Source organism: Gordonia marina (genome assembly GCF_052036135.1).
Classification (GTDB): Bacteria; Actinomycetota; Actinomycetes; order Mycobacteriales; family Mycobacteriaceae; genus Gordonia.
On sequence record NZ_JBPSDN010000013.1, the window covers coordinates 15,764 to 39,288 of the forward strand.

The following is a 23,525-nucleotide window of genomic DNA, read 5'->3' on the forward strand; positions in this document are numbered from 1 at the left end:
GCATGGTGCTCCGCTGGACCATCATGGAGTGCTTCCGCCCGACCGCCGTGTTCGGCGGCGGGCTCACTCCGAGAGGATCGACTCGCTGATGTTCATCCGGGCGGCGCGTGCGGCGGGGACGATCGCGCCGAGCAGACACAGGGCGGCCGCGGTGGCGACGTAACCCGCCGACGACCACAGCGGGCGGTAGATGATGTCGATGGACGTGGTCTCGGCGAGGATCTTGTCGGCGATCACGTGCAGCCCCGTCCCCAGGACGACGCCGATCAGCGCCCCGACGACGGCGACCGATCCGGCCTCGGCCAGGACCATCCGGGTGACGAACCGCCGCGACGCCCCCATGGCGCGGAGCACGCCGAGCTCGCGGCGTCGTTCCAGGACGGACAGCAGCAGCGTGTTGAGCAAGGCGATCGCGGCGGCTCCGGCGACGATCCACTGGATCGCGACGGTGAACGCCCCGGCCTGCTGCACCGACCGCTGCGTCGCCGCCAGGGCCTGGGCGCCGGTGTACACGTAGACCGGCCGGTCGCCCGCTCCCGGATACTTCGCGGCGATCTCACCGATCCGGGCCTTCGCCTGCGCGACGTCCGTATCCGGCTTCAGAAAGACCTGCAGGTACGTGCTGCCGGGCCGGCCGAACCACTCGGCCATCAGCGTCGAGGAGATCGCTCCGGTCCCGGAGTCGATGGTCACGTAGTTGACCGTGTCGCGCACGACCAGCTCGTGGTAACCGGTCGGCGTCGCCAGCCGGAGCGTGTCGCCGACCTTCACATCCAGGGTCCGGGCGAGCACCCGGGAGAGCAGGATGCCCTCGCCGTCGAGCGTCTGCCGCACCGCCTCGGGTGACGCCTTGCGGATGAACGGCGCCGCCGAACCCGGTTCCAGCCCCTGCAGCAGAGCGCGCGCGTCGCCGAGGTTGACCGTGGCCCACTGCCCTCCGACCACCCGGTCGACGCCCGGCACCCGCGCCACCTGCTCGGCGATCTCCGGGTTGAGGATCGGGCCGACGGGGACGTCGTTCGCGTCGCGCGACGACACATAGATGTCCGGATCGCTCAGTCCGGCGAGCGAGTTGGAGATGGAGCCGACCATGTTGCTGAGGGCACCCGAGATGCCGATCCCGACGGCGATCGCCACGGCGACGGTCATCACCGTGGCCCAGACCCGGCGCGGCGCCCTCTCGGAGTTGACCGCGGCCAGCCGGCCGGGCCCGCGGAACCAGCGGGAGACCGCCACCACCCCGCGCACCATCGGCACCGTCAGACCGAAGCACACGACGATACCGCCGATCGCGTAGACGGCTCCGGCGAGGAGTGCGATCTGGCCCTGCGCCGTCCGCGCCATCACGAAGGCACCGATCACGGTCGCCGCACCCAGCACGACCGCCCCGATCAGCAGGCGGCGATTCGGCGGTTCGGCGTCGGCGGCGGCCCCGGGGACCATCGCCTCGACCGGATCGACCGCGAACACCGACCGGGCCGCCAGGGCGGTGGCCCCGATACACGCCATCACGCAGGCCGCGACGGCGAGGGGCGCGGCATACCACGGTAGGTGGTAGGCCACCTGCAGCGTCGTCGACCCGACCGCGTTGGGCAGTCGTCCGACGGCCCAGCGCCCGGCGAGGATGCCGACCGGCACGCCGAGGAGGCCGCCGGCCAGACCGAAGACCGCCGATTCGGCGAGCAGGTCGCCCACCAGGTGGCGGCGGCGCGCGCCGAGCGCACGGATCATGGCGAGGGACTGCCGCCGCGAGGCGACGGCCATGTTCATCGTGTTGAAGACCAGGAAACCGGCGATGATCAGCGACACGAGCGAGACCAGCAGGGTCGAATCGCGGGTCACCGAGCTCGCCACTTCGGCCTGTTTGACCCGGAAGTCCGGGTTCACCACGCTGGCCCGGCCGTCGACGACCCCCGCCACCTGGGTCCGCAGCGCCGCGTCGGACACCCCGGGCTCGGGCACGATCATGATGGAGTCGACCGCTCCCCCGAGACCGGCGAGACGCTGCGCCAGGCCGAGGTAGGCGAAGACGAAGCGTCCGCCGTTGAGGACGTCGGTGCCGGAATCGTCGATCACGTCGAGCACCCGGACGTCGACACCGCTGATCGACAGGCGCTGGTCCTTGTGCAGCCCGGTGGCACGGCCGGCGAAGATCCCGTCGTCGAGCGCGTTCAGGTCGATCGACCGGCCCGAGCCCATCGCGGCGCGCAGTTTCGGCGACAGCGAGGCGACGCGCGCATCCGAGCCGAGGAGCGTGGTCTGTCGGCCGTCGATCATCACGGTGCCGCGCACCAGCGGCACGACGGCCTTCGCGTCGGTGACCTTCTCGCGGAGTTCGCCGATGAGATCGTCGTCCACGCCGGTGTCGGCGATGGCGGCGACCTCGACGGTGGCGTTCCCGGAGATCGCGGCATTGAACTGGCGCACCGTCTCCGACATCGAGCCGTATGCCCCGAGGACCGCGATCAGCAGGCCGGACGACACCACGACCACGATCAGCGAGGTGATCACCCGCAGCCGATGCCCGGCCAGTTCGCGTAGGTTGAGGACCCGGACCCGGGTCAGCGCGGCCCGGGCCCCGGCGAAGAACGAGGGGCGCGCCGGTGAGCGGGGCACGTCATTCCGCCCGGTGCCGGCCGCTGTCGCCGACGCGGGGAATGGGGCCGGTCATCCACGGTGCGCCGGGGACCGGTAGCGCGTGATCTCGGCTCCGCGGGTCCTGAGCGCCCATGTCGGAGCTTGCGACGACGCGCGGTCGAAGCGGGTCCTGGGCTCGCGTGGCGGAGCTTGCGACGACGCGCGGTCGAAGGGCCGCCGTCGCGGGGATTGTCGCCCCCTCCTCGGACGGATCGATGACCTTGCCGTCGCGGACGGTGATCACCCGGTCGCTGAAGTCGGCGGCATGCGCGTCGTGCGTGACCATCAGCACCAGGCGATCGGGCCGGTCGTGCGCGACCTCGGCGAGGAGTTCGAGCACGTCTTCGCCGGTCTTGGAGTCCAGGTTGCCGGTCGGCTCGTCGGCCAGCACGATCTTCGGGTCCATGATCAGCGAGCGCGCGATGGCGACCCGCTGCATCTGTCCACCGGACAGTTCGGCCGGGCGATGATCGATGCGGCCCCCGAGCCCGACCCGCTCCATCAGCTCCACCGCGCGGGGTTTCGCGGCGGCCAGCGAGGTCGAGTCGAGCAGCTTCGGCAGGGCGACGTTCTCCCACGCCGACAGCGTCGGGACCAGGTTGAAGAACTGGAAGATGAACCCGACGCGGTGGCGCCGGAACTCGGAGGCGGCGTCGTCGTTCAGCGACCCCAGTTCCACCCCGTCGACGACGATCGATCCGGAGGTGGGGGTGTCGAGCGCCCCGAGGATGTGCAGCAGCGTCGACTTGCCCGCCCCGGACGGGCCGATCACCGAGACGAACTGGCCGCCGTCCAGCCGCAGGCTCGCTCCGTCGAGGGCCCGGACCGATTCGGTACCCATCCGGTACTCGCGAACCAGGTCGGTCGCCTCGACGAGCGCCACGTCTACTGCCCGTCGCCGCGCAGCCGGGCGTGAAGGTCGGACTTGCGCGCGGCGCGGTCCGCGTCGATCTCGGTGATCTGCGCATTGACTTTGAGACGCAGCGGCTTGAACAGCACCATGCCGAGCGGGATCGCGATCACCACGCCGAACGCGAGGGCGGCGACCACCCAGACCTTGACGCCGAAGAGCAGCCCGACGCCGATGATGAGTAAAGCGATCACCACCACCAGGCCCAGCCGGACCGCCGAGTACAGCGCGATCCAGCCGATCAGCGAGCCGATCGTCGCCTTCTTCGCGGGGGCTTCGTCGGTGCTCGAAAGGTCGCCGCGAGCGGATCCGGCCTGGTCGTCAGTCATGCCCCTCAGCCTACGTCGCCGCGCTGCCGGGGCCGAAACAGAACCTCGCCAGTCGGACATTACCGACTCTTTACCGTTTACTGACCATTCGAGCACCTGGTACTTCGCGGTGTACTTATGGAGTCGACCAACAGAACGTCCCGACGGGACATGTTCACGTCGAACCAATGGAGGCAGCGATGACCATCGCCGAGAATCCCACCCAGATCACCCCGACCCTGGCACGCCAGCACAATCTGACGCCGGGTCAGGTCGCCGAGATGTTCAACGTGAATCCCAAGACCGTCGCCCGCTGGGCCAGCACCGGTGTGCTGCCCTCGATCCGGACGCCCGGCGGACATCGCCGCTTCCGCGAGGCCGACGTGGTGGCGCTGCTCAACCGCTGAGCCGACCGTCCCCGCCGCCGCGACGGGTACCGTGGAGGAATGCCTCTCGTGTACGTCCTCATCGTGGTGATCGCGGTGGCTTTCGTCGTCTGGCGGATCGCGCGGTCGCCCAAGGCCCCGACTCCGCGACGCGATGCACCGCGCGGCCCGGACGACGATCCCGAGTTCCTGCGCAAGCTGTGATCGCGACGTGAAAGGGCGCCCATGGAGATCCGTGGGCGCCCTTTCACGTTGTCGTCTTGTCCCGACTGTGACGTAGCGTCCGCGGCCGGCGGACCCGGCCTGGGCTTCCGGGGCGATGACGGCGCCGCCGCCCGGGTGACGTCACGGTCAGGACAGATCCGGGATCTACTTGGCGTAGTCGTAGAAGCCGCGACCGGTCTTGCGGCCCAGGTAGCCGGCATCGACCATGCGGCGCAGCAGCACCGGCGGAGCGTAGTGCGGCTGGCCGAACTCGGCGAACAGCGACTCGGCGACCGCCAAGCAGATGTCGAGGCCGACGGTGTCGCACAGGCGCAGCGGGCCCATCGGATGGCCGCAGCCGTTGACCATGCCCGCGTCGATGTCCTCGGCGCTGGCGAAGCCCGACTCGTACATGCGGATCGCGTTCGTCAGGTACGGGATCAGCAGCGCGTTGACGATGAAGCCGGCCTGGTCCTTGGACTCGATGGTGCGCTTGCCGAGGGTGTCCGTCGCGAACGCGGCCACCTTGTCGACCACGGCGCGGTCCACCTTGAGGGTGGTGACGATCTCGACGAGCGGCATCACCGGCACCGGGTTGAAGAAGTGCATGCCGAGCACGCGCTCGGGGTGCTTGGTGGCGTTCGCCAGGCGGATCACCGGGATCGACGACGTGTTGGTCGCCAGGATCGCGTCCTGGCGGATGATCTCGTCGAGCTTGTGGAAGTACTCCAGCTTCAGCGACTCGATCTCCGGCATCGCCTCGATCACCAGGTCGCTGTCGGCGAAGGTGTCGATCTCGGTGGTGACGGTGACGCGCGCGAGGGCGGCGTCGGCGTCTTCCTGGCTCAGCTTGCCGGCCTTGACGCCACGCGCCAGGCTCTTGGCGATCCGCTCCTGGGCGGCGTCGACGGCCTCCGCGCGCTCGAGGACGCGGACGGTCGATCCGGCCTTGGCCAGGACCTCGGCGATACCGGCGCCCATGGTGCCGCCGCCGATCACTCCGACATTCTTCAATTCATTCTCCATTTCGGTTGGATCATTTCGACTCGATCTCGCCTAGCGGCTCGATCGGCTCAATGAGCTACAGGGGTCTCGATTTTTGCTTCGCGGCTCGATCGGCTCAAATGAGCTATGGGGGTCTCGATCTTTGCTTGGCGGCCCGACCGGCTCAACGAGCTATAGGGGTCTCGCCCCTTCGACCGCTCAGGGCCAGGCACGATCTCGCCTACTGTCTCGATCGGCTCGACGAGCTCTGGGCTCTCGCCCCTTCGCGGGTTCGGTGTCAGCTGACTCCGGCATACGAGTGCAGGCCGGAGACCACCAGGTTGATCGCGAACAGGTTGAACAGCAGGGTCGCGAAGCCGGCGACGTTGATCCAGGCGGCGGCGGTGCGCCAGCCCGCGGTCGCCCGGGCGTGCAGGTAGGCGGCGTAGACGATCCACGCGATGAAGCTCACGACCTCCTTGGGGTCCCAGCCCCAGAACCGGCCCCAGGCCGACTCGGCCCAGATCGCTCCGAACACGACGCCCAGGCCGAACAGCGGGAACGCGACGACGACGCACTTGTAGGCGACGCGGTCCATCGCGGCGGCCGGGGGCAGGAAGTCGGTCCGCTCGGGCCAGCGCTCGCGCGCCAGGAACAACAGGCTCAGGACACCGGACACCAGCAGAATGCCGGACGAGATCGAGATCACCGAGACGTGGATCGCCAGCCAGTACGACTTGAGCGACGGCACCACCGGTGCCGCCTGGGCGTACAGCCATTTACCCGCGATGAACATCATCAGGCTGACGGGCACCAGCACCACGCCCATCAGCGGCCGGTACTCGGCCTTACGCAGGGCGACCAGTCCACCGACGACGACGGCGGCGCATGTCAGCGAGATGAACTCGAACATGTTGCCCCACGGCATGCGTTCGGTCGCCAGGCCGCGCAGCACGATCGACGCGATCTGCGCGGCGATGCCGACGAAGACCACCGGGTAGGCGGCGGCGCTGAGCACCGCGGCGCGGGGGCGACGGGGCTTGCGTTCCGGTCCGGCGATCCGGCCCGGGGTGCGGTCCCCGGCGATGGGCACCGAACCGGCCGTGGAGCCGGCGGCGGCACCGACGAGTTCCCGGTCGGCCACCGCCACCTCGGCGAACGCCTTCTTGTTGGTGCTCTGCATGCCCAGCGCGATCAGGAACATCAGCATCGCGAGGATGTAGACGCCCAGTGCGGTCCCGTACAGCAGATCCGAGTAGCGGCCCAGCGTCTCGTTGACGTAGGCGGCCATGTCCGTGTTCACGTGCCCGACTCCTCAGTTCTCCACTCGTGCCTCTGAACTCACAACTTGCCGACGGCGGCACGGCCGCCCTCGACCAGCAGCCCGCGGGCCTGTTCCTCGAAGCCCTCGCCCCAGCCGGCCTGATCGGTCCGGGCCAGCCCGGCCACCTCTACTACAGTACGTCGCTGATCGCCGTGCGGTCCATCGTCGTCGACGGTTCCGGGAGCAATCGGGACAAGCCGGACCCAGATCCGGCGACGCCGGATCACCAGCGAGACCACCAGTCCGACCAGCATGACGATCGCCGAGACCAGCACCCAGTCCTGGCCGGGGTCGTAGCTGACCTGCATGGACACCCAGCGCTTGTAGCCGTCGAAGGTGACGACGGTGTCGCCGGAGGGGCCCGGGATGGTGGTGGACTGTCCGACGGTCAGGTTGACCGAGGCCTTGCGGACCAGCCGGCCCTGGTCGATCAGGTCGCGGTCGAGGGTGTAGACGCTCTGCGCGCGGCCGGTGTCGAGACCGGCGTCGCCCTCGTAGACGCGGATGGCGACGGCCGGGTCGTGCACGATCGCCGACTGCGACATCAGCAGCGTCGAGTGGTAGACGGGGTCCGGGGCGAACAGGCCGTCGATCGCGATCTGGTGCTTGCGGCGGGTGTCCTCATCCGGATACATCCCGGCCGGGGTGTCGAAGCGCATCGCCCCCTCCGACAGCATGGTCTGGGTGGACTGCGGCAGGTAGGGGGCGGTCTGGGTGCGCTTCTCCCCGTTCGGGAAGGTCACCGTGAAGGTGGGGGCGAAGCCGTTGCCGAGCACGTAGATGCGCTCGCCGTCCATCCGCAGCGGATGGTTCACCTTGATGGTGGTGCGCTTCCAGGTGTCCTCCGGCGCGTTGACGTCGGTCGTGTACGACACCTTGGAGGTGTACATGTCCGGCTGGCCGTTGGGCAGGAAGGTGGCCTCGAAGTCGTCGACCTTGATGCAGAAGCCGCCCATGCCGGTGCCGTCGACCATGGCGCCGGAGCGGAACGAGTCGTACACGGCGGTGGAGGTGTTGCAGAGGACCTGGTCGTCGCCGGCGACGAGCGTGCGGGTGCCCTCGTAGCCCCACAGCTTGCCGAGGGCGATCGACACCAGCATGGCGACCAGCGCGATGTGGAACACCAGGTTCCCGGCCTCGCGCAGGTAGCCCTTCTCCGCGGATATCTCGACGGCGCCGTCCGGGTACTGCTTGTTCGGCTCGATGGTCCGGGTTCTCTTGCGCCAGCCGCGCAGGTTGGTGCCGATCCGGTCGGCCAGCTCGTCGGGGGTGCCGTCGACGGTCTCGGTGATGTGCCGCGGGAGCCGCTTGAGATTGCGTGGCGCGGGCACCGGCTGGGCGCGGAGTTGCTGGTAGAACTCCCAGATCCGCGGCGTGATGCAGCCGACGAGGGAGATGAACAGCAGCAGGTAGATGGCGGTGAACCAGGGCGACGAGAAGACGTGGAACAGGCCGACACGGTCCATCCAGACCCCGAAGGTGCCCTTGGCGGCGATGTAGCGCTCGGTCTTGGCCTCGTTCAGCTCGCGCTGCGGGAGCAGCGCGCCGGGAACCGCGGCGAGCGAGAGCAGGAAGAGCAGCGCCAGCGCGGTGCGCATCGAGGTCAGCTCGCGCCACGCCTTGCGCAGCGGGCGGATCACCCAGCGCACGACGGGATTCGGGCGGGCCGGGCCGGGGCGCGGCGGGGCCGGAAGAGTGGCGGTCATATCGGCAGCTCCATGTCGAAGACGAGTCGCATCCGGATCCAGTCGACGATGTCGTTCCACCAGCCGAACAGCAGCAGCACCCCGACGACGATCATCAGGGCGCCGCCGACCAGCTGGATGACGCGGGCGTTGCGGCGCAGGAAGCCCAGGCTGCGGACCGCCCACGCCGACGAGAACGCCAGGATAAGGAAGGGCAGGCCGAGGCCGAAGCAGTAGCCCGCCACCAGCAGGGTGCCGCGGAACACCGTCATGCCCTCGGTGCCCTGCGCGGTCAGCAGCACCGCGCTGAGGGTCGCGCTGCTGCAGGGGATCCAGCCGATCGCGAAGACGGCGCCGAGCAGCGGCGCGCCGATCCAGTTGGACATCTGCATGATCGGCAGCTGCCGGTCCCGCATCGGGATGGCACCGAGGAAGATCAGGCCCATCAGGATGACGACGACGCCGCCGATCCGCTGCAACAGCAGCAGGCGGTCCTCGTTGTACAGGGCGCCGGTGAGCCCGAAGAAGGCCACCGTCATCAGCACGTAGACCACGGTGAACCCGAACACGAACAGCAGCGCCGCGCCGAGCACCCGCATCCGGCCCTTCTTGGGGGCCTCCCCCGGCACCACGGCCGGCGCCTCGGCACCGACGAGTCCGGCCAGGTACGACAGGTAACCGGGCACCAGCGGCACCACGCACGGCGACGCGAACGACACCAGGCCAACGAGCACGCACACCCCCAGCGCGAGCAGCAGCGGCCCGGAGGACGCGGTGTTCGCGAAGGTGTCGGCGACGCTCGCCAGCGGGATCGACGTCATTGCGCGGGCTGCTCCTCGGCGAGCACGCGGTCGATCGCGTCGCGCAGCTCGTCCGGGCCGACCGACTTCAGATAGACGACGGCCGGGCGCAACCGCCGATCCAGGACCACGGTGGTGGGGACGGCGCCGACCGGGACGCGCAGGGCCGCGAGGCTCCGCCCCCCGTAGTCGTAGATCGAGGGGTAGGTGAGGCCGCGGTCGCGGACGAAGTCCTGCGCGGAGCCCTTGTCGTCACGGAAGTTGATGCCCACGAACTGCACACCCTTGGCCTGCGTCTGGGTGAACACCTGCTCCAGGTCGGTCGCCTCCTTGCGGCACGGCGGGCACCAGGACGCCCACACGTTGACCACCACGACCTTGCCCCGGTACGAGTCGAGGTCGATCGTCTGCCCGGTCAGCAGGTCGGGGCCGGAGACGTTGCCGATCGGCTTGCGATCCTTCGCGGCATAGGTGATCACCGTCTTACCGCCGGGGGCGACGATCTGGTTGCCCTGCCCCTGCACCACGGCGTCGTCGCCGGTGCTGCAGCCGCTGATCACCAGCGCGCCGCAGATCAGCGCCGTAAGCGCGACCAGGATGCGGCGCCCGGCAGCGGGATGCACGCCGTTCACGCGCCGGTGATCCGGGGATCGGAGGCGCCGGCCGGCTCGGTGTAGACGATGTCGACGAGCTCGTCGCCGTCGTAGATGAGGCTGGTCAGCGAGGCGAGCGAGCACTGCCGGACGCGGGGGTCGTGCCACAGACGACGGCCCTCGAGGAAGCGGCGCAGGGTGTAGACCGGCAGCTGGTGGCTGACACAGACCACCTCGTGGCCGGCGCCGGCCTCTCGCGCGACGTTGGCGGCCGACAGCATGCGATGCGCGATCTGGATGTACGGCTCGCCCCACGACGGGGTGAACGGGTCGCGCAGCTTGGCCCAGTGCCGCGGCTTGCCGAGCGCGCCGTCGCCGACCGAGACCCGCAGGCCCTCGAACTGGTTGTCGGCCTCGATGAGGTCGTCGTTGGTGCGGATCGTCAGGCCGTGGCTCGACGCGATCGGGGTGGCCGTCTCCTGGGCACGCTGCAGCGGCGACGCGAAGACGGCGGCGATGTCGTGGTCAGCGAGGGTGTCGGCGACCACCTGCGCCTGCGCGCGGCCGTTGTCGGCGAGCCGGAAGCCCGGCAGCCGGCCGTACAGGATCCCGTCGGGGTTGTAGACCTCGCCGTGGCGCATCATGTGGACGATCGTCTTCATTTCGCTCCTTGTCGAGCCACTGGGCAGGTCATGAGGCCGCCGGTGGGACGGCGGCGGCAGCCGCTGCCGCGGCGGCCGGAAGGGCATCGGCGATGCGCGCGAAGGCGTCGTCGTCGAGTGCCGCGGATACGAACCACGCCTCGAAGGCGCTCGGCGGCGGGTACACGCCCCCGGCCAGCAGGGCGTGGAAGAAGGGCGCGAAGCGCCAGGTCTGGGTGGCCTTCACCGACGCATAGTCGGCGATCTGGCCACCGCCCCCTGAGCCTGTCGAAGGGAACGACGCGTCGTCGAGGAAGAACACGCTGAACAGGTTGCCCGCGGCCTGCACGCGATGGGCCACGCCTGCCTTGGTCAGTTCCTCGCCCAGCAGCGCTTGCAGACGCAGCGAGTTGGCGTCGAGCGCGGCGTAGACCTCGGCGGTCGCGTGCTCGAGCGTGGCGAGGCCGGCGGCGACGGCCACCGGGTTCCCGGAGAGGGTGCCCGCCTGATAGACGGGACCGACCGGGGCGAGGTGATTCATGACGTCGGCGCGGCCGCCGAAGGCCGCGGCGGGCAGGCCGCCGCTCATCACCTTGCCGAAGGTGTAGAGGTCACCGGCCACGCCGTCGAGCCCGTAGTAGCCGGACGGGCTGACCCGGAACCCGGTCATCACCTCGTCCATGATCAGCAGTGCGCCGTGACGGCGGGTGAGCTCGCGCAGGCCGGCGTTGAAGCCGGGTAGCGGGGCGACGGCGCCCATGTTGCCCGCGGCGGCCTCGGTGATCACCGCGGCGATGTCGTCGCCGTGCAACTCGAAGGCCTGCGCCACCGCGTCGAGGTCGTTGTAGGGCAGGACGAGCGTGTCGTGCGCGGAGGCCCCGGTGACACCCGGCGAGGTCGGCAGGCCCAGGGTGGCGACACCCGAGCCGGCGTCGGCCAGCAGAGCGTCGACGTGGCCGTGGTAGCAGCCGGCGAACTTGATGATCTTGCTGCGGCCGGTGAAGCCGCGGGCGAGTCGTACCGCGGACATGGTGGCCTCGGTGCCCGAGTTGACCAGCCGGACGCGCTCGACCGGGTCGACGCGCCCGATGATCGCCTCGGCCAGGGCGATCTCCGCCTCGGTCGGGGCGCCGAAGCTGAGTCCGCTCGTCGCCGCCGTGCGCACCGCATCCACGACCGCCGGGTGGGCGTGGCCGAGGATCATCGGCCCCCACGAGCACACCAGATCGACGTACCGATTGTCGTCGACGTCGGTCAGCGTGTATCCGGACGCGGACTTGATGAAGCGGGGTGTTCCGCCCACCGCGGAGAACGCGCGGACCGGCGAGTTCACCCCGCCCGGGATGGCGTCGCTCGCCCGGGCGAAGAGCCCGGCACTGACGACGGTGGCCTGCTCGGGGAGGGCAGAAGGACGGACCATGACCTCCAGTGTTCCAAATGTGTGCGCGGGCTCCCAATCGCGCGCGACCGGAAGGCCAGCTCCGGGCGTTTTCGGGGGATGCATCTCACTGCGGAAGCCCCGGATCGCCGGCGCCCGTCACTCGTCGCGGACCCGCTCGGCGATCCTGTCGAACCACAGTTCTTGCGCACCGAATACCGAGACGTCGCCGCCGTAGAACCTCCGGACCGTCTGCTCGATCTGGTGCTCGTCGGAAATCCCGAGGAGGCGGCAGAGTTCGGCGGCGTCCCGAAGGTCGCCGTCGGAGTGCCGCGTCGACATCGCCTTCATCGCGAGAACATACTCCGCGGAGGCGATCTCGATGGTGAGTGCCGGGCCGATCACCCGGGTGATGGGGGCTGGATCGGCGCGATCAGGCATGTGTATCTGCGTGACACCGTCGGATAGCCAGTGTTTCGGGAGGCCGCGCTCGGCGGCGACCGCATCCGCCGCCGCCAGTAGATCGTCGCGCGGGCGCAGAACACCGTCGATGTCGCCGGTCGATCGCGATGCGTTGTAGGCCAGCGCCATGGCGGCACCGCCGACGATGAAGATGATCCCCGCCAGACCGCGCCGACGCAGTTCCTCCTCCAGCGCACCGAGGAGTTCGTCGATCTGGTCCGCGGTGAATTCGATCTCGGGCACCTCGATCACACCCCCTGCAGGTTACCGATGGACAAGATGACGTTCCGCTCACGAAGCGCGGCAGGCGTGCGGAGGCTTTCGAGAAGGAGATACTTCGCGGGCACGCCGAGGGGATCGAACAGTTCGCGACTCCATCGATCCGGCGATCGCGTCCAGTCCAGCACGCCACGCGATACCCGGCCCGCACCGGTGAACACCGCCGCGCCGGCCACCAGCGCATCCCAGCCGGTCGAGCCGACGGCCGGCGGCTCGGCATGAAATCGGTCCAACTCCGGGCCGGGAGGCATTCGCTGAGCTTGCAGCACGCTCTCCCTCAGCACCCGGACGGCGAATGACGGGTCACCCCGAAGATCCGCACGAGCGCGCCACAGCCGCGCGAAATCCGCGTAGGTGGTGACCGCCGTCTCGGTCGACGGGTCCAGGCTCGTGCTCATAGGTCTAGGATCCTCCTTCCGGTCGTGCACGACCAGCCCGGCGTCACCGGCAGGCAGCTGCACCGGCCCGGATCAGTGACCGGCCATCGCGGCGGCGACGGCGTCGGCCATGGCCGCCTGGCCCGCGGCGTTGGGGTGCATCGAGCCGACGCCGTTGCCGACCGGGGTGATCCAGCGTGCCGGGCCCGCGCAGGCGTCGTGCCCGGCCGAGCGCCGCGACATGTCCACGTAGACCACTCCCGCGTCCTTCGCGGCCTCGCGCACGGCGTCGTTCAGCTGCCGCTGGACACCCCGCACGTACGACACGTCGCCGGCGGCGATCGGGATCACGTCGAAGCAGCCGCTCGCCGACAGCAGCCACGGGTAGCCGACCACGAACACCCGCGCGTGCGGTGCGTGCGCGGCGATCTCCCGGAAACCGGAGGTCAAGGCGGGCCGCACCTGTGTCGAGATCGCCGCGGTCAGGGTGTCGCCCAGGCTGCGGCGGCACGGGGCGCCCGACGGATCGGTGCGGCCGAGACGGGTGCACTCCCCGACCACCGTGGAGAACAGCTTCGCGTCGTTGCCGCCGAGGGTGAGCGTGACGGTCTCGGTCTTCGGCGACAGGGCATCGAGTTGCGGGCCGACGCCCTCGTACTGGCCCTCCTGCAGGTTCGCCGTGGTGGCACCGGCGCAGGAGACGTCGGTCAGCGCCCAGCCGCGCCGCCGGGCCAGGAGTTCGCCGAAGTTCGCGGTGCCGCGCTGGCAGAGCAGCGACGAGTCGGGCACCAGCGGCTTCAACCCGGTGCCCGCGGCGTAGCTGTCGCCAAGGTGGGCGTGGACGGCCGCGGACGGCTCGCCGGTCTGGGAGGTCGACGGCGAAGCCTCGACCGGCTCCGCGGGCCGGCGGACCACCAGCACCACCGCGATCACGACCGGCACGACCAGCACCACCGCCGAGAGCAGCATCCAGCGACGCCGGGTCACGACCGCTTCTTCGGCTCCAGGCCCATCTTCACCGCGAGATGCGCCTCGGTGAGCTCGGTCCGGAAGCGGTCGACGTCACGCGCCCAGGCCTGCGCCAGCTTCCCGTTCTTCAGCTTCACCCCGACGCCCTTGCGCCGGCGCGGCACGCCGGGAAGCTCGCCGAGAGCGCGGGCGCTCTCCCACTTCTGGTGCTCACCGCCCCGGTTCTCCGGGTACACCTCGGCGATCGCGCTGAGCGGGATGGTCTGCGCGCCCTGGCGCAGCGTGGTCTCCGTCAGCCGCACGCTGACGTGCTGGCGCGCGGCCACCACCTGCAATGCCGAGAAGCCCACCAGGATGACGAAGAAGATCGACAGGACCGGCCAATGCACCTGTCCCTTGCCGAATATCTCCATGATGAGGATCGCGCCGATCAGGACCGGACCGATCGCGACTACCCGCCAGCTGCCGCCCGGCTCGTAGAACAGGACTTCGCCCTCGTCGACGACCGGTTCATCGGCGACGGCGTCGGACTCTTCCGATCCCGCCTCTTCGGCGGGCCCCCGGCGGGCTCTCGCTCGATCGGCGCGGGCCGATCTCGACTCCGCGGGTCCTGAGCATGCGTGGCGGAGCGTGCGACGACACGCGGTCGAAGGGCGACCGTCAAGGGGTGGCTCTGCTCGATCGGCGTCGTCTGATCTCGACTCCGCTCGATCATCATGCTCGGCTCGATCATCGTGCTCGGCTCGATCATCGTGCTCGGCGCGATCGGCGTCGTCCGCCACTACTCGTCCTTCCCGGACCCGGCGGCGGCCGCCAGGCGGTTCAGCCGGCAGTTGAACCACGCATCGGCGTCCGGCCGGTAGGCCAGGATCGACCCGGCCAGACCGACCACCGCGGCGGCGAGGACCACGGCCAGCCCGGGTGACTGATAGCCGATGGTCAGCACCAGCACCATGATCACGACCACCACGGTCAACGCGGCCAGCGAGCCCCGCCACTGGGGCTGGCAGTAGGCCTTGCGTGCGAGCGACGCGTACACCAGGCCGATACCGACGACGATCACCGCGACCGCGAGATCACCGAGATGCCAGCCCGCACCGAACGCGGACGTGATGATCGAGATCACGCCGAGAATCATCAGCAGGACACCGGAGGTCAGCCACAGCCGCAGCGCCCACCGCACCGTGTTCGGCCGTCGCGCGGGATCCGGCTTCGCCGTCGCCGCATCGGTCATGATCGACTCCCTCGTCCTGAACTGGTGGTGCGGCCGCGCCGCTTGGCCAGCGTATCGACATAGCGCATGGTATCCGGGTGCATCGCGGCCACCGCGATACCGATCGCGGCGACTCCGCCGACGATCTGGGCGACCGTCGCCCAGGCGGGCAGCGGCACATCGGCGGCACCGTTCGACAGCCCGAAATCGATGCCGGCCACGTCGAACACCATCGTCACCGCGGTCACCGCGCCGAGCAGCCCGACGAGCATCCGCGCCCACCGATGGCCGCGCAGCATCATCGTGAGCGCCACCGCCACCACGCCGAGGACGATGACCGCCGAGACCACCATGCTGCCGAGCGCCAGCATCGTCTGGTAGCCGTCGGCCGACTCCGGTCTGCCCTGCTGCGCGGCGTACTTCTGCGCGGACTCGCGCGCCTGCGCCCGCACCGACGGGTAGTCGCCGATGAACGCGACCAGCCCCGCGGCGATCGAGACCGGCGCCAGCTGCAGGACCGCGGTCACGCTCTCCGGGCGGGCCGGGCGCTCCCCGGGGCCGGCCGACGGCACCGGCGGTGCCGGGGCGCGCGGAGGCAGCGACGGGACGGTCATGATTTACAGGTTAGTCAGGTGGATGGCGGAGAGTCGGCCGGCGAGTTCGACCGCGGCATAGGTCAGCACGATCGACGCACCGGCCCGCACGATCGACAGCACGGCCTCGTCGAGGGCGGCCTCCCGGTCGATCCAGCCGCGCTCGGCGGCGGCACAGATCATCGAGTACTCACCGGAGATCTGATAGGCCGCGACCGGCCGGTCCGACAGGTCGGCGACGTCGCGCACGATGTCCAGGTAGCTCATCGCCGGCTTCACCATCACCATGTCGGCGCCCTCGTCGAGGTCGGCGAGCAGTTCGCGCACCGCCTCGCTGCGGTTGGCCGGATCCTGCTGGTAGGTACGACGATCCCCCTCCAGCGACGACCCGACGGCCTCGCGGAACGGGCCGTAGAAGGCCGACGCGTACTTGGCGGTGTACGCGAGGATCGAGACGCCGGAGAACCCGGCGGTGTCGAGCGCGTCCCGGATCGCGGCGACCTGGCCGTCCATCATGCCGCTCGGGGCGACGACGTGCGCCCCGGCGCGCGCCTGGGAGACCGCCAGTTCGCGGTACAGCTCCAGCGTCGCGTCGTTGTCGACGCGGCCGTCGGCGTCGAGCACGCCGCAGTGGCCGTGATCGGTGAACTCGTCCAGGCAGGTGTCGGCCATCAGGACCGTAGTGTCGCCGAGGTCCGCCCGCAGCACGCTCAGCGCGCGGTTCAGGATGCCGTCCGGGCGCGCCCCGCACGACCCGCTCGCGTCCTTGTCCTCGGGTTTCGGCACGCCGAACAGCATCAGGCCGCCGACACCGGCGTCGACGGCCGCACGGGCGGCGACGCGGAGCGAGTCGAGCGTGTGGTTCACCACGCCGGGCATCGAGACGATGGCCCGCGGCGCGTCGATGCCGTCGGCGACGAACATCGGCAGCACCAGCTGCGCCGGATCGAGCCGGGTCTGCGCGACGAGCCGCCGCATGGCGGGGGTGCCGCGCAGGCGGCGGGGACGAATCACGGGACGATCCATGCCCTCAATCGTACGAAGTCGACACTGAGAGCGGGCTGAACGGGCCCGGGATCAGGACCGCGAGCGGCGCGACTTCTTCCGCGGCGGCGGCAGCGCCCCCTCGGCACGCAGCGCGGCGGCGTGCGCGGCGAGCGCGTCGACCAGATCCGGGATCGAGGCGTTCTCCGGGCGCACGTCCACGCGCAGCCCGAACTCGATGGCCGTCTCGGCGGTCTTCGGGCCGATGCAGGCGACGATGGTGCGCGCGTGCGGCTTGCCCGCGATGCCGACCAGGTTCCGGACCGTCGAACTCGAGGTGAAGCAGACCGCGTCGAAACCGCCGGTCTTGATCATCTCGCGGGTCTCGGCGGGCGGCGGGGCCCCCCCCACGGTGCGGTACGCGGTGACGTCGTCGATCTCCCAGCCGCGCTCACGCAGGCCCTCGGACAGCGTCTCGGTGGCGATGTCGGCACGCGGCAGCAGGATTCGGTCGACCGGGTCGAAGATCTCGTCGTAGGGCGGGAAGACCTCCAGCAGGCCGAGCGACGACTGCTCGCCGGTCGGCAGCAGCTCGGGTTCGACGCCGAAGGAGCGGACCTTGGCGGCGGTCGCCTCGCCGACGCAGGCGATCTTGACGCCGGAGAAGGCGCGGGCGTCCAGGCCGAATTCGGCGAACTTCTCCCAGACCGCGCGGACGGCGTTGGTGGAGGTGAAGACGATCCACTGGTAGCGGCCGTCGACCAGGCCCTTGACCGCGCGCTCCATCTGGGCCGGGCTGCGCGGCGGCTCGACGGCGATGGTCGGGACCTCGCGCGGGATGGCGCCGTGCCCGATCAGCCGCTCGCTCATGTCGGCGGCCTGGTCCTTGGTGCGCGGCACCAGCACGGTCCAGCCGTACAGGGCCCGCGACTCCCACCAGGAGAACTTGGCGCGCTGGCCGACGAGCTTGCCGACGGTCAGGATCAGCGAGCCGGCCAGGCCGGCCGCCTGCTCGGTGAGCGCCGCGAGGGTGGTCTCCACGGTGCGCTGCTGGCAGGTGGTGCCGTTGACGGTGACGGCGACCGGCGTCTGCGCGGCGAGGCCGTGCTCGGTCAGCGCGCTCGCGACCTCGCCGAGGTGACCGTCGGTGGCGTGCAGCACCAGGGGGCCCGGCGCGGCGGCCAGCGCCGCCCAGTCGACCTCGCCGCGCACATCGGCGACGGTGTGGCCGGAGCCGAGCGGCAGGCCCGCGAAACCCGGCACGACGGCCGCGTGCGGCAGTCCGGGAAGCACCTCGAAGGCGACGGTGGTGCGGGCCACGGCGGTGATCTCGGCGAGCACCACGTCGGTGGTCATCGGATCACCGGACACCACGCGCACCACGTCGACGCCGGTGCGCGCCGTGGTGACGAGGGTCTTGGCGACCTGCGCCGGGTCGCCCAGTGCCGGTCGCACCACCTGCTCGGTCTCCTCGACCGGGGCCGGCGGCTCGGTGTCGGCGGCGGCCTTGCGGCCGGCGCGTTCGGGGACCTCGGCGGCGACGCTGTGCGCGGAGCCGATCAGGCCCACGATCGAGGCGGGCACGTCGGGATCGACGAAGGCGACCGTCGCGTTGACCAGTACTTCTTTGCCGCGCACAGTCAGCAGATCCGGGTTACCGGGACCCGACCCCACGAACAGAATCCGGCCGGGATTAGCATTCTTGGTACGGCTCATGCGTCAGCACTCTCCTGCCCCGCCCGCGGGGCTGCAGTTCGTTCACGCGGGAGCCGTCAGGCGGGGTCGTAGGTCACGACTCCGGTCCGACGAGTGCGGCGGCACCGAGCTCCAGCAGTTCGGCGGCGAGATCCCTGCCCAGCTCGGCGGCCCGATCGACCGGACCCACCGCCGAAGCGCGGATCACTTCTGATCCGTCCTCGGCCGCCACCACCGCGCGGAGCGACAGTTCGGCGAAGATGCGCCCGGCGTCATCGAGCGATTCGACCACCTCGGCGATGGCGCCGACCGGTGCCGTGCACCCGGCCTCCAGGGCCGCGAGCACCGCGCGTTCGGCGTCGACCGCCGCTCGGGTGGACGGGTCGTCCAACTCAGCGAGGATTCTCACCAGTTCGGCATCGTCGGCGCGGCACTCGACGGCCAGTGCCCCCTGCGCCGGCGCGGGCACCATGACCACGGGGTCCAGTGCCTCGGTGACGACATCGGCGCGGCCGATGCGTACCAGTCCGGCTCGGGCGACGACCACCGCGTCCAGTTCACCGTTCGCGACTTTGCCCAACCGAGAATCAAGGTTGCCTCGAAGGGGGCGAATTTCCAAACCGAGACCCAGTGCTCTAAGCTGCGCGGCCCGACGCGGCGACGACGTCCCGATCACCGAGCCCACCGGCAACTCACCGAGGACCATGCCATCCCGGCTGACCAGCGCATCTCGCGGATCCACCCGCTCGGGAACCGCGGCCATCGCCAGGTCGGATTCCGGCGCGGTGGGCAGGTCCTTGTAGGAGTGGATCGCGACGTCACAGTCGCGTTCGCGCAGCGCGACGCGGATCGCGGTGGTGAAGACGCCGACCCCGATCTGCTCCACCGGTGCGGCCGACAGGTCGCCGGGCGTCTTGATGATCACCAGTTCGGCGGGATGCCCGAGCGCGGCGAGCCGGTCGGCGACGCCCTGCGCCTGGGTGGTGGCCAGCAGCGAGCCGCGGGTACCGATACGGATGGGAGCAGGGTCGGACACGAATCTCCTCGGGGTTCACCCGGCCCTGGGGCCGGTTACGACAGTCCGGAATCCGGGGCCGCCACCTGTTCGGCGGTGCCCGGCTTGAGCTCGAACAGCTCGCGCAGCGCCTCGGCGTAGTGATCGCCGTTCCCGGCGGAGGCGAGCTGTTTGACGCGCACGGTCGGCGCGTGCAGCAGTTTGTCGGCGACGCGGCGCACCGTCTTGGCCACCTCGTCGCGCTGGGCGGCGTCCAGGTCGGGCAGGCGGCTCTCCAGGCGCAGGATCTCGGCCTCGACGACGTCCGCGGCCCGCTGGCGCAGTGCGGCGACGGTGGGCGTGACCTGGGCCTGTCGCTGCGCGGCCAGATAGTCGGCCAGTTCGGCGGCGACGATGGTGCGCGCCGCGGCGGCGTCGTCGACGGCCGCCTTGGCCTCGGAGACCCCGCGCAGGCTCTCGATGTCGATCACGTGCACACCGGGCAGCCGGGCCGCGGCGGTGTCGACGTTCCGGGGCAGGCCGAGGTCGCAGATCATCAGCGGCACCATCGACTGGCGCCGGATCAGCGCCTGGTGCACGTCGCCCACCTGGAGCACCGGGGTGACCGAACCGGTCGCGGTCACCACGATGTCGGCGTCGGCCATCGCCGCGGCGACGTCGTCGAAGCCGACGCCGCGGGCGCTGACGCCGTAGCGTTCGGCGACACCGGCCGCGAGTTCGGCGGCCCGGTCGGCGGTGCGGTTCACGACGATCATCTCGGTGACGCCCTCGCGCGCCAGCTGGCTGGTGGCCAGCGAGCCCATCGCGCCGGCGCCGATCACCACGGCGCGGCGCATCGGCGGCCGGCCTTCACCGCGGACGGCGCGGGCCCGCTGAATCGCCACCGACACCACGGAGGCGCCGGCCCGGTCGATGCCGGTCTCGGTGTGGACGCGCTTGCCGACACGGAGGGCCTGCTGCGCGAGTTCGTGGAGGGTGCTGCCGGCCGAGCGGCATTCGTCGGCGACGGTGTAGGCGCTGCGGATCTGCCCGAGGATCTGCTGTTCGCCGACCACCATGGAGTCCAGTCCGGCGGCCACCGTGAACAGGTGCTCCACCGCGGCCTCGGAGTAGTGGACGTAGGCGTGATCGGTCATCTCGCCGACCGCCATCCCGGAATGGTCACCGAGCACCTGGCCGACGGCCTCGAGGGCGGGGTGGAAGGCGTCGACCACCGCGTAGACCTCGATGCGGTTGCAGGTGGAGACGAGCATGGCCTCGGACACGGCGCGGCTCTGCATGAGCGATTCGACCACTTTGGGGCGATCGAAGTCGGAGACGGCGAGTCGTTCGAGCACCGGGACGGGTGCACTCCGATGGGAGAACCCGAACAACAAAAGACTCACGCTGTCACCGTTCCTCGTACTTGCGCGGCACCGATTTCACGCCGCGTTCACGTCCCCGAGGCGAGCACATGTACTACACAGATTAGTTCACGCCGCGCGAAAGACACCATGTGCCTGGTGAACCGGCCCGTTCACCCCTCCGCGGCGGCGCCTGGGACCGGTCCGAGACGGGCCTCCAGGTCGGCCCGCAGCCGCGGTTCGTCGACCTCCCAGTAGCCGTGTTCGGCGCCGTCGAGCAGGATCACCGGAACCCGGTCGCCGTACTCGGCGCGCGGCTCGGGGTCGCCGGCGGCGGCCGCCGCATCGACGTCGACGATCTCGGCGGTCAGTCCGTAGCCGGCGAGAATCGCGGACAGCTGGTCGTGCGCGGTGGCGCACGCGTGGCATCCGGCACGGGTCATCAGGGTCACGACCGGGCGATTCTTCGAGGCTTCCACGACCGGCGAGTCTACCCACGCGGCGTGACGTACGACGCGCCCTCGCGCGCGGGCCGCCGTCGGTTCCCCGCGATAGGCTGGGGGCATCCGCTTCACCCGACTGCCCGAGGAGGTGGCTCGTGAGCCGCAACGCGCCCGAACCCGACGACGAGTTCACCCCGTCGCCCGAATCCACCGACCCCGAGCCCGGGGCCAGCGTGGACGACGACGCCGAACTCGCCGCGTCGGTGCGCGAGGCGCAGGAGCTGGCGGTGGAGCAGTTCGGCGAGCATGTGACGGACGCCGAGATCGACGCCGCCGAGGCCGAACTCGGCGAAGAGCTCAGTGAGGCCGCGGAGGCCGCGCTCCGCGAAGAGGAGGAGAGCCGCCGCGTCGCCGCATGGCTGTCCGACCGGGCCGGCCGGTTCCGGCAGAGCGCGGCCGAACTGCGGCAGGTGCTCGCCGGTGAGGCATCGGCCACCGCCGCGATCGAGTCGCTGCGGGCCCGTATCCCGGACGAGGCGGCCACCGCGGACGGGCAGATCACCGACCTGACCGCGGCCGCGTTCTTCGACGTCGACAACACGCTGGTGCACGGCGCGTCGATCGTGCTGTTCGCCCGCGGCCTGGCCGCGCACAAGTACTTCTCGTACAGCGACATCATGTCGGCGGTCTGGCAGCAGGCGAAGTTCCGGCTGACCGGCCGGGAGAACATGGACGACGTCGCACAGGGTCGCGACAAGGCCCTCAGCTTCATCGCCGGACGCCCCACCGAGGAACTGGTGCAGCTCGGTGAGGAGATCTACGACGACTACATCGCCGACAAGATCTGGCCCGGCACGCAGGCCCTCGCCCAGCGCCATCTGGCGGCCGGACAGCAGGTGTGGCTGGTCACCGCGACCCCGGTGGAGCTCGCGCAGGTGATCGCCAAGCGCCTCGGCCTGACCGGCGCCCTCGGCACGGTCGCCGAGAGCGAGGACGGCATCTTCACCGGCCGGCTGGTAGGCGACATCCTGCACGGCCCCGGCAAGGCGCACGCCATCCGCTCGCTCGCCGTCCGGGAGGGCCTGAACCTCAAGCGGTGCACCGCGTATTCGGACTCCTACAACGACGTCCCGATGCTCTCGCTGGTCGGCACCGCGGTCGCGATCAACCCCGACGCCGACCTGCGCGACGTCGCGAAGGTCCGCGGCTGGGAGTCGTACGACTTCCGCACGGCACGCAAGGCCGCCAAGTACGGCCTGGGCAGCGCGATGGTCCTGGGCGCGGCGACCGGCGGCGCGTTCATCGTCGGGCATCTCCTGCGCGAGCGGCTCGCCCACCGATAGGCCGCGCGGGGACCCGTCGTCGACGACGACGCCGGCATGTCTCCCGCACGCCGCCGTTCTTCCACGACGCGGGCGCTACCCGACCCGCCTGATCCGGATTCGCCCGCGGCGCGCGACTACGCCGCTATCGCCACGGCCCGCCGGAAATTCGGTTGCCGACGGCGGCCCGCGCGGTGAGGATGAGTCGACATGGTCACCGAACCGGACATCCTCGGCTCCCTGAAGCGGAAACGCGACCGCCGGGGCGATCGCGAGCTGCTCGACGAGATCCTCGATTCGACGTGGGTCGGCACGCTGTCGACCGTCGTCGACGGCTTCCCCTGGTCGGTCCCGATGATCTTCGCCCGTGTCGGCGACGACGTCCTGGTGCACGGCTCCACCGGCGCGGGCGCGCTGCGCCATGTCGCGGCCGGTGCACCGGTGACACTGACCGTCACCCTGGTCGACGGGCTCGTCGTGGCCGACACGCTGATGGACCACTCGGCGAACTACCGCTCGGCGGTTCTGCGGGGACACCTGACGGCCTGCGACGACCCCGCCGCCGCCCTGATCGCTCTCACCGACGCGATCCTTCCCGGACGGTCCGCCGAGTTGCCGCCACCGACCGCCAAGGACTTGGCCGCCACGGCGATTCTGCGGCTGCCGATCGTCGACGACCACTGGATCGCCAAGGCCCGACGCGGCGGTCCGAGCTCCGACTCCGCCGAGTGGACCGGCGTCGTGGACGTCGTCTCGGGTTTCGGACAGGCTCGCCGGTACACCGGTGGCGAGACCCCCGCCTCGGTGCGTCGTATCGCGTCGGGTCCGGTGGATCCGGACGCGGGGCCGCTGGCGTTCTTCCGTGACGCGGGCGCTACCTAGCCCGCGCCGTCCAGATCCGCCAGCAGCGCGGACGACGCCAGCGGCCCGGCGGATCAGCGCCGGCTCCTCGCGGATTGACCAGTACCGTGGCGTATCCC

24 protein-coding genes and 1 pseudogene are annotated in these 23,525 nt (G+C 70.6%); 4 read left to right on the forward strand and 21 right to left on the reverse strand.

The annotated features are described in order from the left end of the window. Positions 1-63: 63 nt before the first annotated feature. The 3 genes and pseudogenes from ACSEEN_RS10240 to ACSEEN_RS10250 form a co-directional block, all read right to left on the reverse strand. Complete coding sequence (locus tag ACSEEN_RS10240) at positions 64-2,616, reverse strand: FtsX-like permease family protein (protein ID WP_440713118.1); 2,553 nt, start codon at positions 2,614-2,616, stop codon at positions 64-66. Positions 2,617-2,854: 238 nt separating this feature from the next. After that, positions 2,855-3,478 (reverse strand): annotated as a pseudogene (locus ACSEEN_RS10245) (ABC transporter ATP-binding protein); the annotation flags it as partial. A 44-nt stretch (positions 3,479-3,522) separates the two neighbouring features. Further along, positions 3,523-3,876, reverse strand: coding sequence for a DUF4229 domain-containing protein (locus ACSEEN_RS10250; protein WP_247865118.1), 354 nt, complete (start codon positions 3,874-3,876; stop codon positions 3,523-3,525). A 179-nt stretch (positions 3,877-4,055) separates the two neighbouring features. Between ACSEEN_RS10250 and ACSEEN_RS10255 the strand changes: the two genes are divergently transcribed. Both ACSEEN_RS10255 and ACSEEN_RS10260 read left to right on the forward strand, forming a co-directional pair. Further along, positions 4,056-4,262, forward strand: a complete 207-nt coding sequence (locus ACSEEN_RS10255) for a BldC family transcriptional regulator (protein WP_247865119.1) — start codon at positions 4,056-4,058, stop codon at positions 4,260-4,262. Positions 4,263-4,301: 39 nt separating this feature from the next. Next, entirely contained in the window at positions 4,302-4,445 is a 144-nt protein-coding gene (locus tag ACSEEN_RS10260) for a hypothetical protein (protein ID WP_247865120.1), read from the forward strand. A gap of 165 nt (positions 4,446-4,610) precedes the next feature. Here ACSEEN_RS10260 and ACSEEN_RS10265 read toward each other — a convergent pair whose 3' ends face one another. From ACSEEN_RS10265 to ACSEEN_RS10350, 18 genes are all read right to left on the reverse strand, one after another. Further along, positions 4,611-5,459: a 3-hydroxybutyryl-CoA dehydrogenase gene (locus tag ACSEEN_RS10265; protein ID WP_283255317.1), complete on the reverse strand. Its 849-nt coding sequence runs from the start codon at positions 5,457-5,459 to the stop codon at positions 4,611-4,613. 268 nt (positions 5,460-5,727) lie between these two features. Continuing rightward, positions 5,728-6,720: a c-type cytochrome biogenesis protein CcsB gene (gene ccsB / locus ACSEEN_RS10270; RefSeq protein WP_298446477.1), complete on the reverse strand. Its 993-nt coding sequence runs from the start codon at positions 6,718-6,720 to the stop codon at positions 5,728-5,730. A gap of 50 nt (positions 6,721-6,770) precedes the next feature. Beyond that, a complete protein-coding gene (gene resB / locus ACSEEN_RS10275) occupies positions 6,771-8,459 on the reverse strand; it encodes a cytochrome c biogenesis protein ResB (protein ID WP_440713119.1) in 1,689 nt (562 codons plus the stop codon). Next, entirely contained in the window at positions 8,456-9,259 is an 804-nt protein-coding gene (locus ACSEEN_RS10280; RefSeq protein ID WP_371307183.1) for a cytochrome c biogenesis CcdA family protein, read from the reverse strand. The genes resB and ACSEEN_RS10280 overlap by 4 nt, the downstream gene beginning before the upstream one ends. Then, positions 9,256-9,870, reverse strand: coding sequence for a TlpA family protein disulfide reductase (locus tag ACSEEN_RS10285; protein ID WP_371307184.1), 615 nt, complete (start codon positions 9,868-9,870; stop codon positions 9,256-9,258). Before ACSEEN_RS10285 ends, ACSEEN_RS10280 begins: the two co-directional genes overlap by 4 nt. Then, positions 9,867-10,493, reverse strand: a complete 627-nt coding sequence (locus tag ACSEEN_RS10290) for a histidine phosphatase family protein (protein ID WP_247865124.1) — start codon at positions 10,491-10,493, stop codon at positions 9,867-9,869. Before ACSEEN_RS10290 ends, ACSEEN_RS10285 begins: the two co-directional genes overlap by 4 nt. Positions 10,494-10,521: 28 nt before the next feature. After that, complete coding sequence (hemL, locus tag ACSEEN_RS10295) at positions 10,522-11,892, reverse strand: glutamate-1-semialdehyde 2,1-aminomutase (protein ID WP_298446471.1); 1,371 nt, start codon at positions 11,890-11,892, stop codon at positions 10,522-10,524. Positions 11,893-12,009: 117 nt separating this feature from the next. Next, positions 12,010-12,564, reverse strand: coding sequence for a hypothetical protein (locus ACSEEN_RS10300; protein WP_440713120.1), 555 nt, complete (start codon positions 12,562-12,564; stop codon positions 12,010-12,012). Then, a complete protein-coding gene (locus tag ACSEEN_RS10305) occupies positions 12,561-13,052 on the reverse strand; it encodes a hypothetical protein (RefSeq protein WP_440713121.1) in 492 nt (163 codons plus the stop codon). The genes ACSEEN_RS10300 and ACSEEN_RS10305 overlap by 4 nt, the downstream gene beginning before the upstream one ends. 9 nt (positions 13,053-13,061) lie before the next feature. Then, a complete protein-coding gene (locus ACSEEN_RS10310; protein WP_440713122.1) occupies positions 13,062-13,955 on the reverse strand; it encodes an SGNH/GDSL hydrolase family protein in 894 nt (297 codons plus the stop codon). Next, complete coding sequence (gene mce1N, locus ACSEEN_RS10315; protein WP_440713123.1) at positions 13,952-14,719, reverse strand: transport-regulating membrane protein Mce1N; 768 nt, start codon at positions 14,717-14,719, stop codon at positions 13,952-13,954. Before mce1N ends, ACSEEN_RS10310 begins: the two co-directional genes overlap by 4 nt. After that, positions 14,719-15,171 (reverse strand): hypothetical protein, encoded by a 453-nt coding sequence (locus ACSEEN_RS10320; RefSeq protein WP_440713124.1) that lies wholly within the window; start codon positions 15,169-15,171, stop codon positions 14,719-14,721. Before ACSEEN_RS10320 ends, mce1N begins: the two co-directional genes overlap by 1 nt. Beyond that, positions 15,168-15,764, reverse strand: a complete 597-nt coding sequence (locus ACSEEN_RS10325; RefSeq protein WP_440713125.1) for a hypothetical protein — start codon at positions 15,762-15,764, stop codon at positions 15,168-15,170. Before ACSEEN_RS10325 ends, ACSEEN_RS10320 begins: the two co-directional genes overlap by 4 nt. 3 nt (positions 15,765-15,767) lie before the next feature. Then, on the reverse strand, positions 15,768-16,769 hold the full coding sequence (gene hemB, locus ACSEEN_RS10330) for a porphobilinogen synthase (protein WP_247865132.1): 1,002 nt from the start codon (positions 16,767-16,769) through the stop codon (positions 15,768-15,770). A gap of 51 nt (positions 16,770-16,820) precedes the next feature. Further along, positions 16,821-18,443, reverse strand: coding sequence for a bifunctional uroporphyrinogen-III C-methyltransferase/uroporphyrinogen-III synthase (locus tag ACSEEN_RS10335; protein ID WP_440713126.1), 1,623 nt, complete (start codon positions 18,441-18,443; stop codon positions 16,821-16,823). A gap of 73 nt (positions 18,444-18,516) precedes the next feature. Further along, a complete protein-coding gene (gene hemC / locus ACSEEN_RS10340) occupies positions 18,517-19,458 on the reverse strand; it encodes a hydroxymethylbilane synthase (RefSeq protein WP_247865134.1) in 942 nt (313 codons plus the stop codon). A gap of 35 nt (positions 19,459-19,493) precedes the next feature. Then, positions 19,494-20,822 carry a glutamyl-tRNA reductase gene (locus ACSEEN_RS10345; RefSeq protein WP_247865135.1) on the reverse strand — a complete coding sequence of 443 codons (1,329 nt, stop codon included), beginning with the start codon at positions 20,820-20,822 and terminating at the stop codon, positions 19,494-19,496. A 131-nt stretch (positions 20,823-20,953) separates the two neighbouring features. After that, a complete protein-coding gene (locus ACSEEN_RS10350; protein ID WP_247868099.1) occupies positions 20,954-21,223 on the reverse strand; it encodes a glutaredoxin family protein in 270 nt (89 codons plus the stop codon). Between the two features lie 155 nt (positions 21,224-21,378). Between ACSEEN_RS10350 and ACSEEN_RS10355 the strand changes: the two genes are divergently transcribed. Together ACSEEN_RS10355 and ACSEEN_RS10360 are read left to right on the forward strand one after the other, a co-directional pair. Next, positions 21,379-22,566: an HAD family hydrolase gene (locus tag ACSEEN_RS10355; RefSeq protein ID WP_247865136.1), complete on the forward strand. Its 1,188-nt coding sequence runs from the start codon at positions 21,379-21,381 to the stop codon at positions 22,564-22,566. A gap of 189 nt (positions 22,567-22,755) precedes the next feature. After that, positions 22,756-23,427, forward strand: coding sequence for a pyridoxamine 5'-phosphate oxidase family protein (locus ACSEEN_RS10360; protein ID WP_247865137.1), 672 nt, complete (start codon positions 22,756-22,758; stop codon positions 23,425-23,427). Positions 23,428-23,525: the final 98 nt, after the last annotated feature.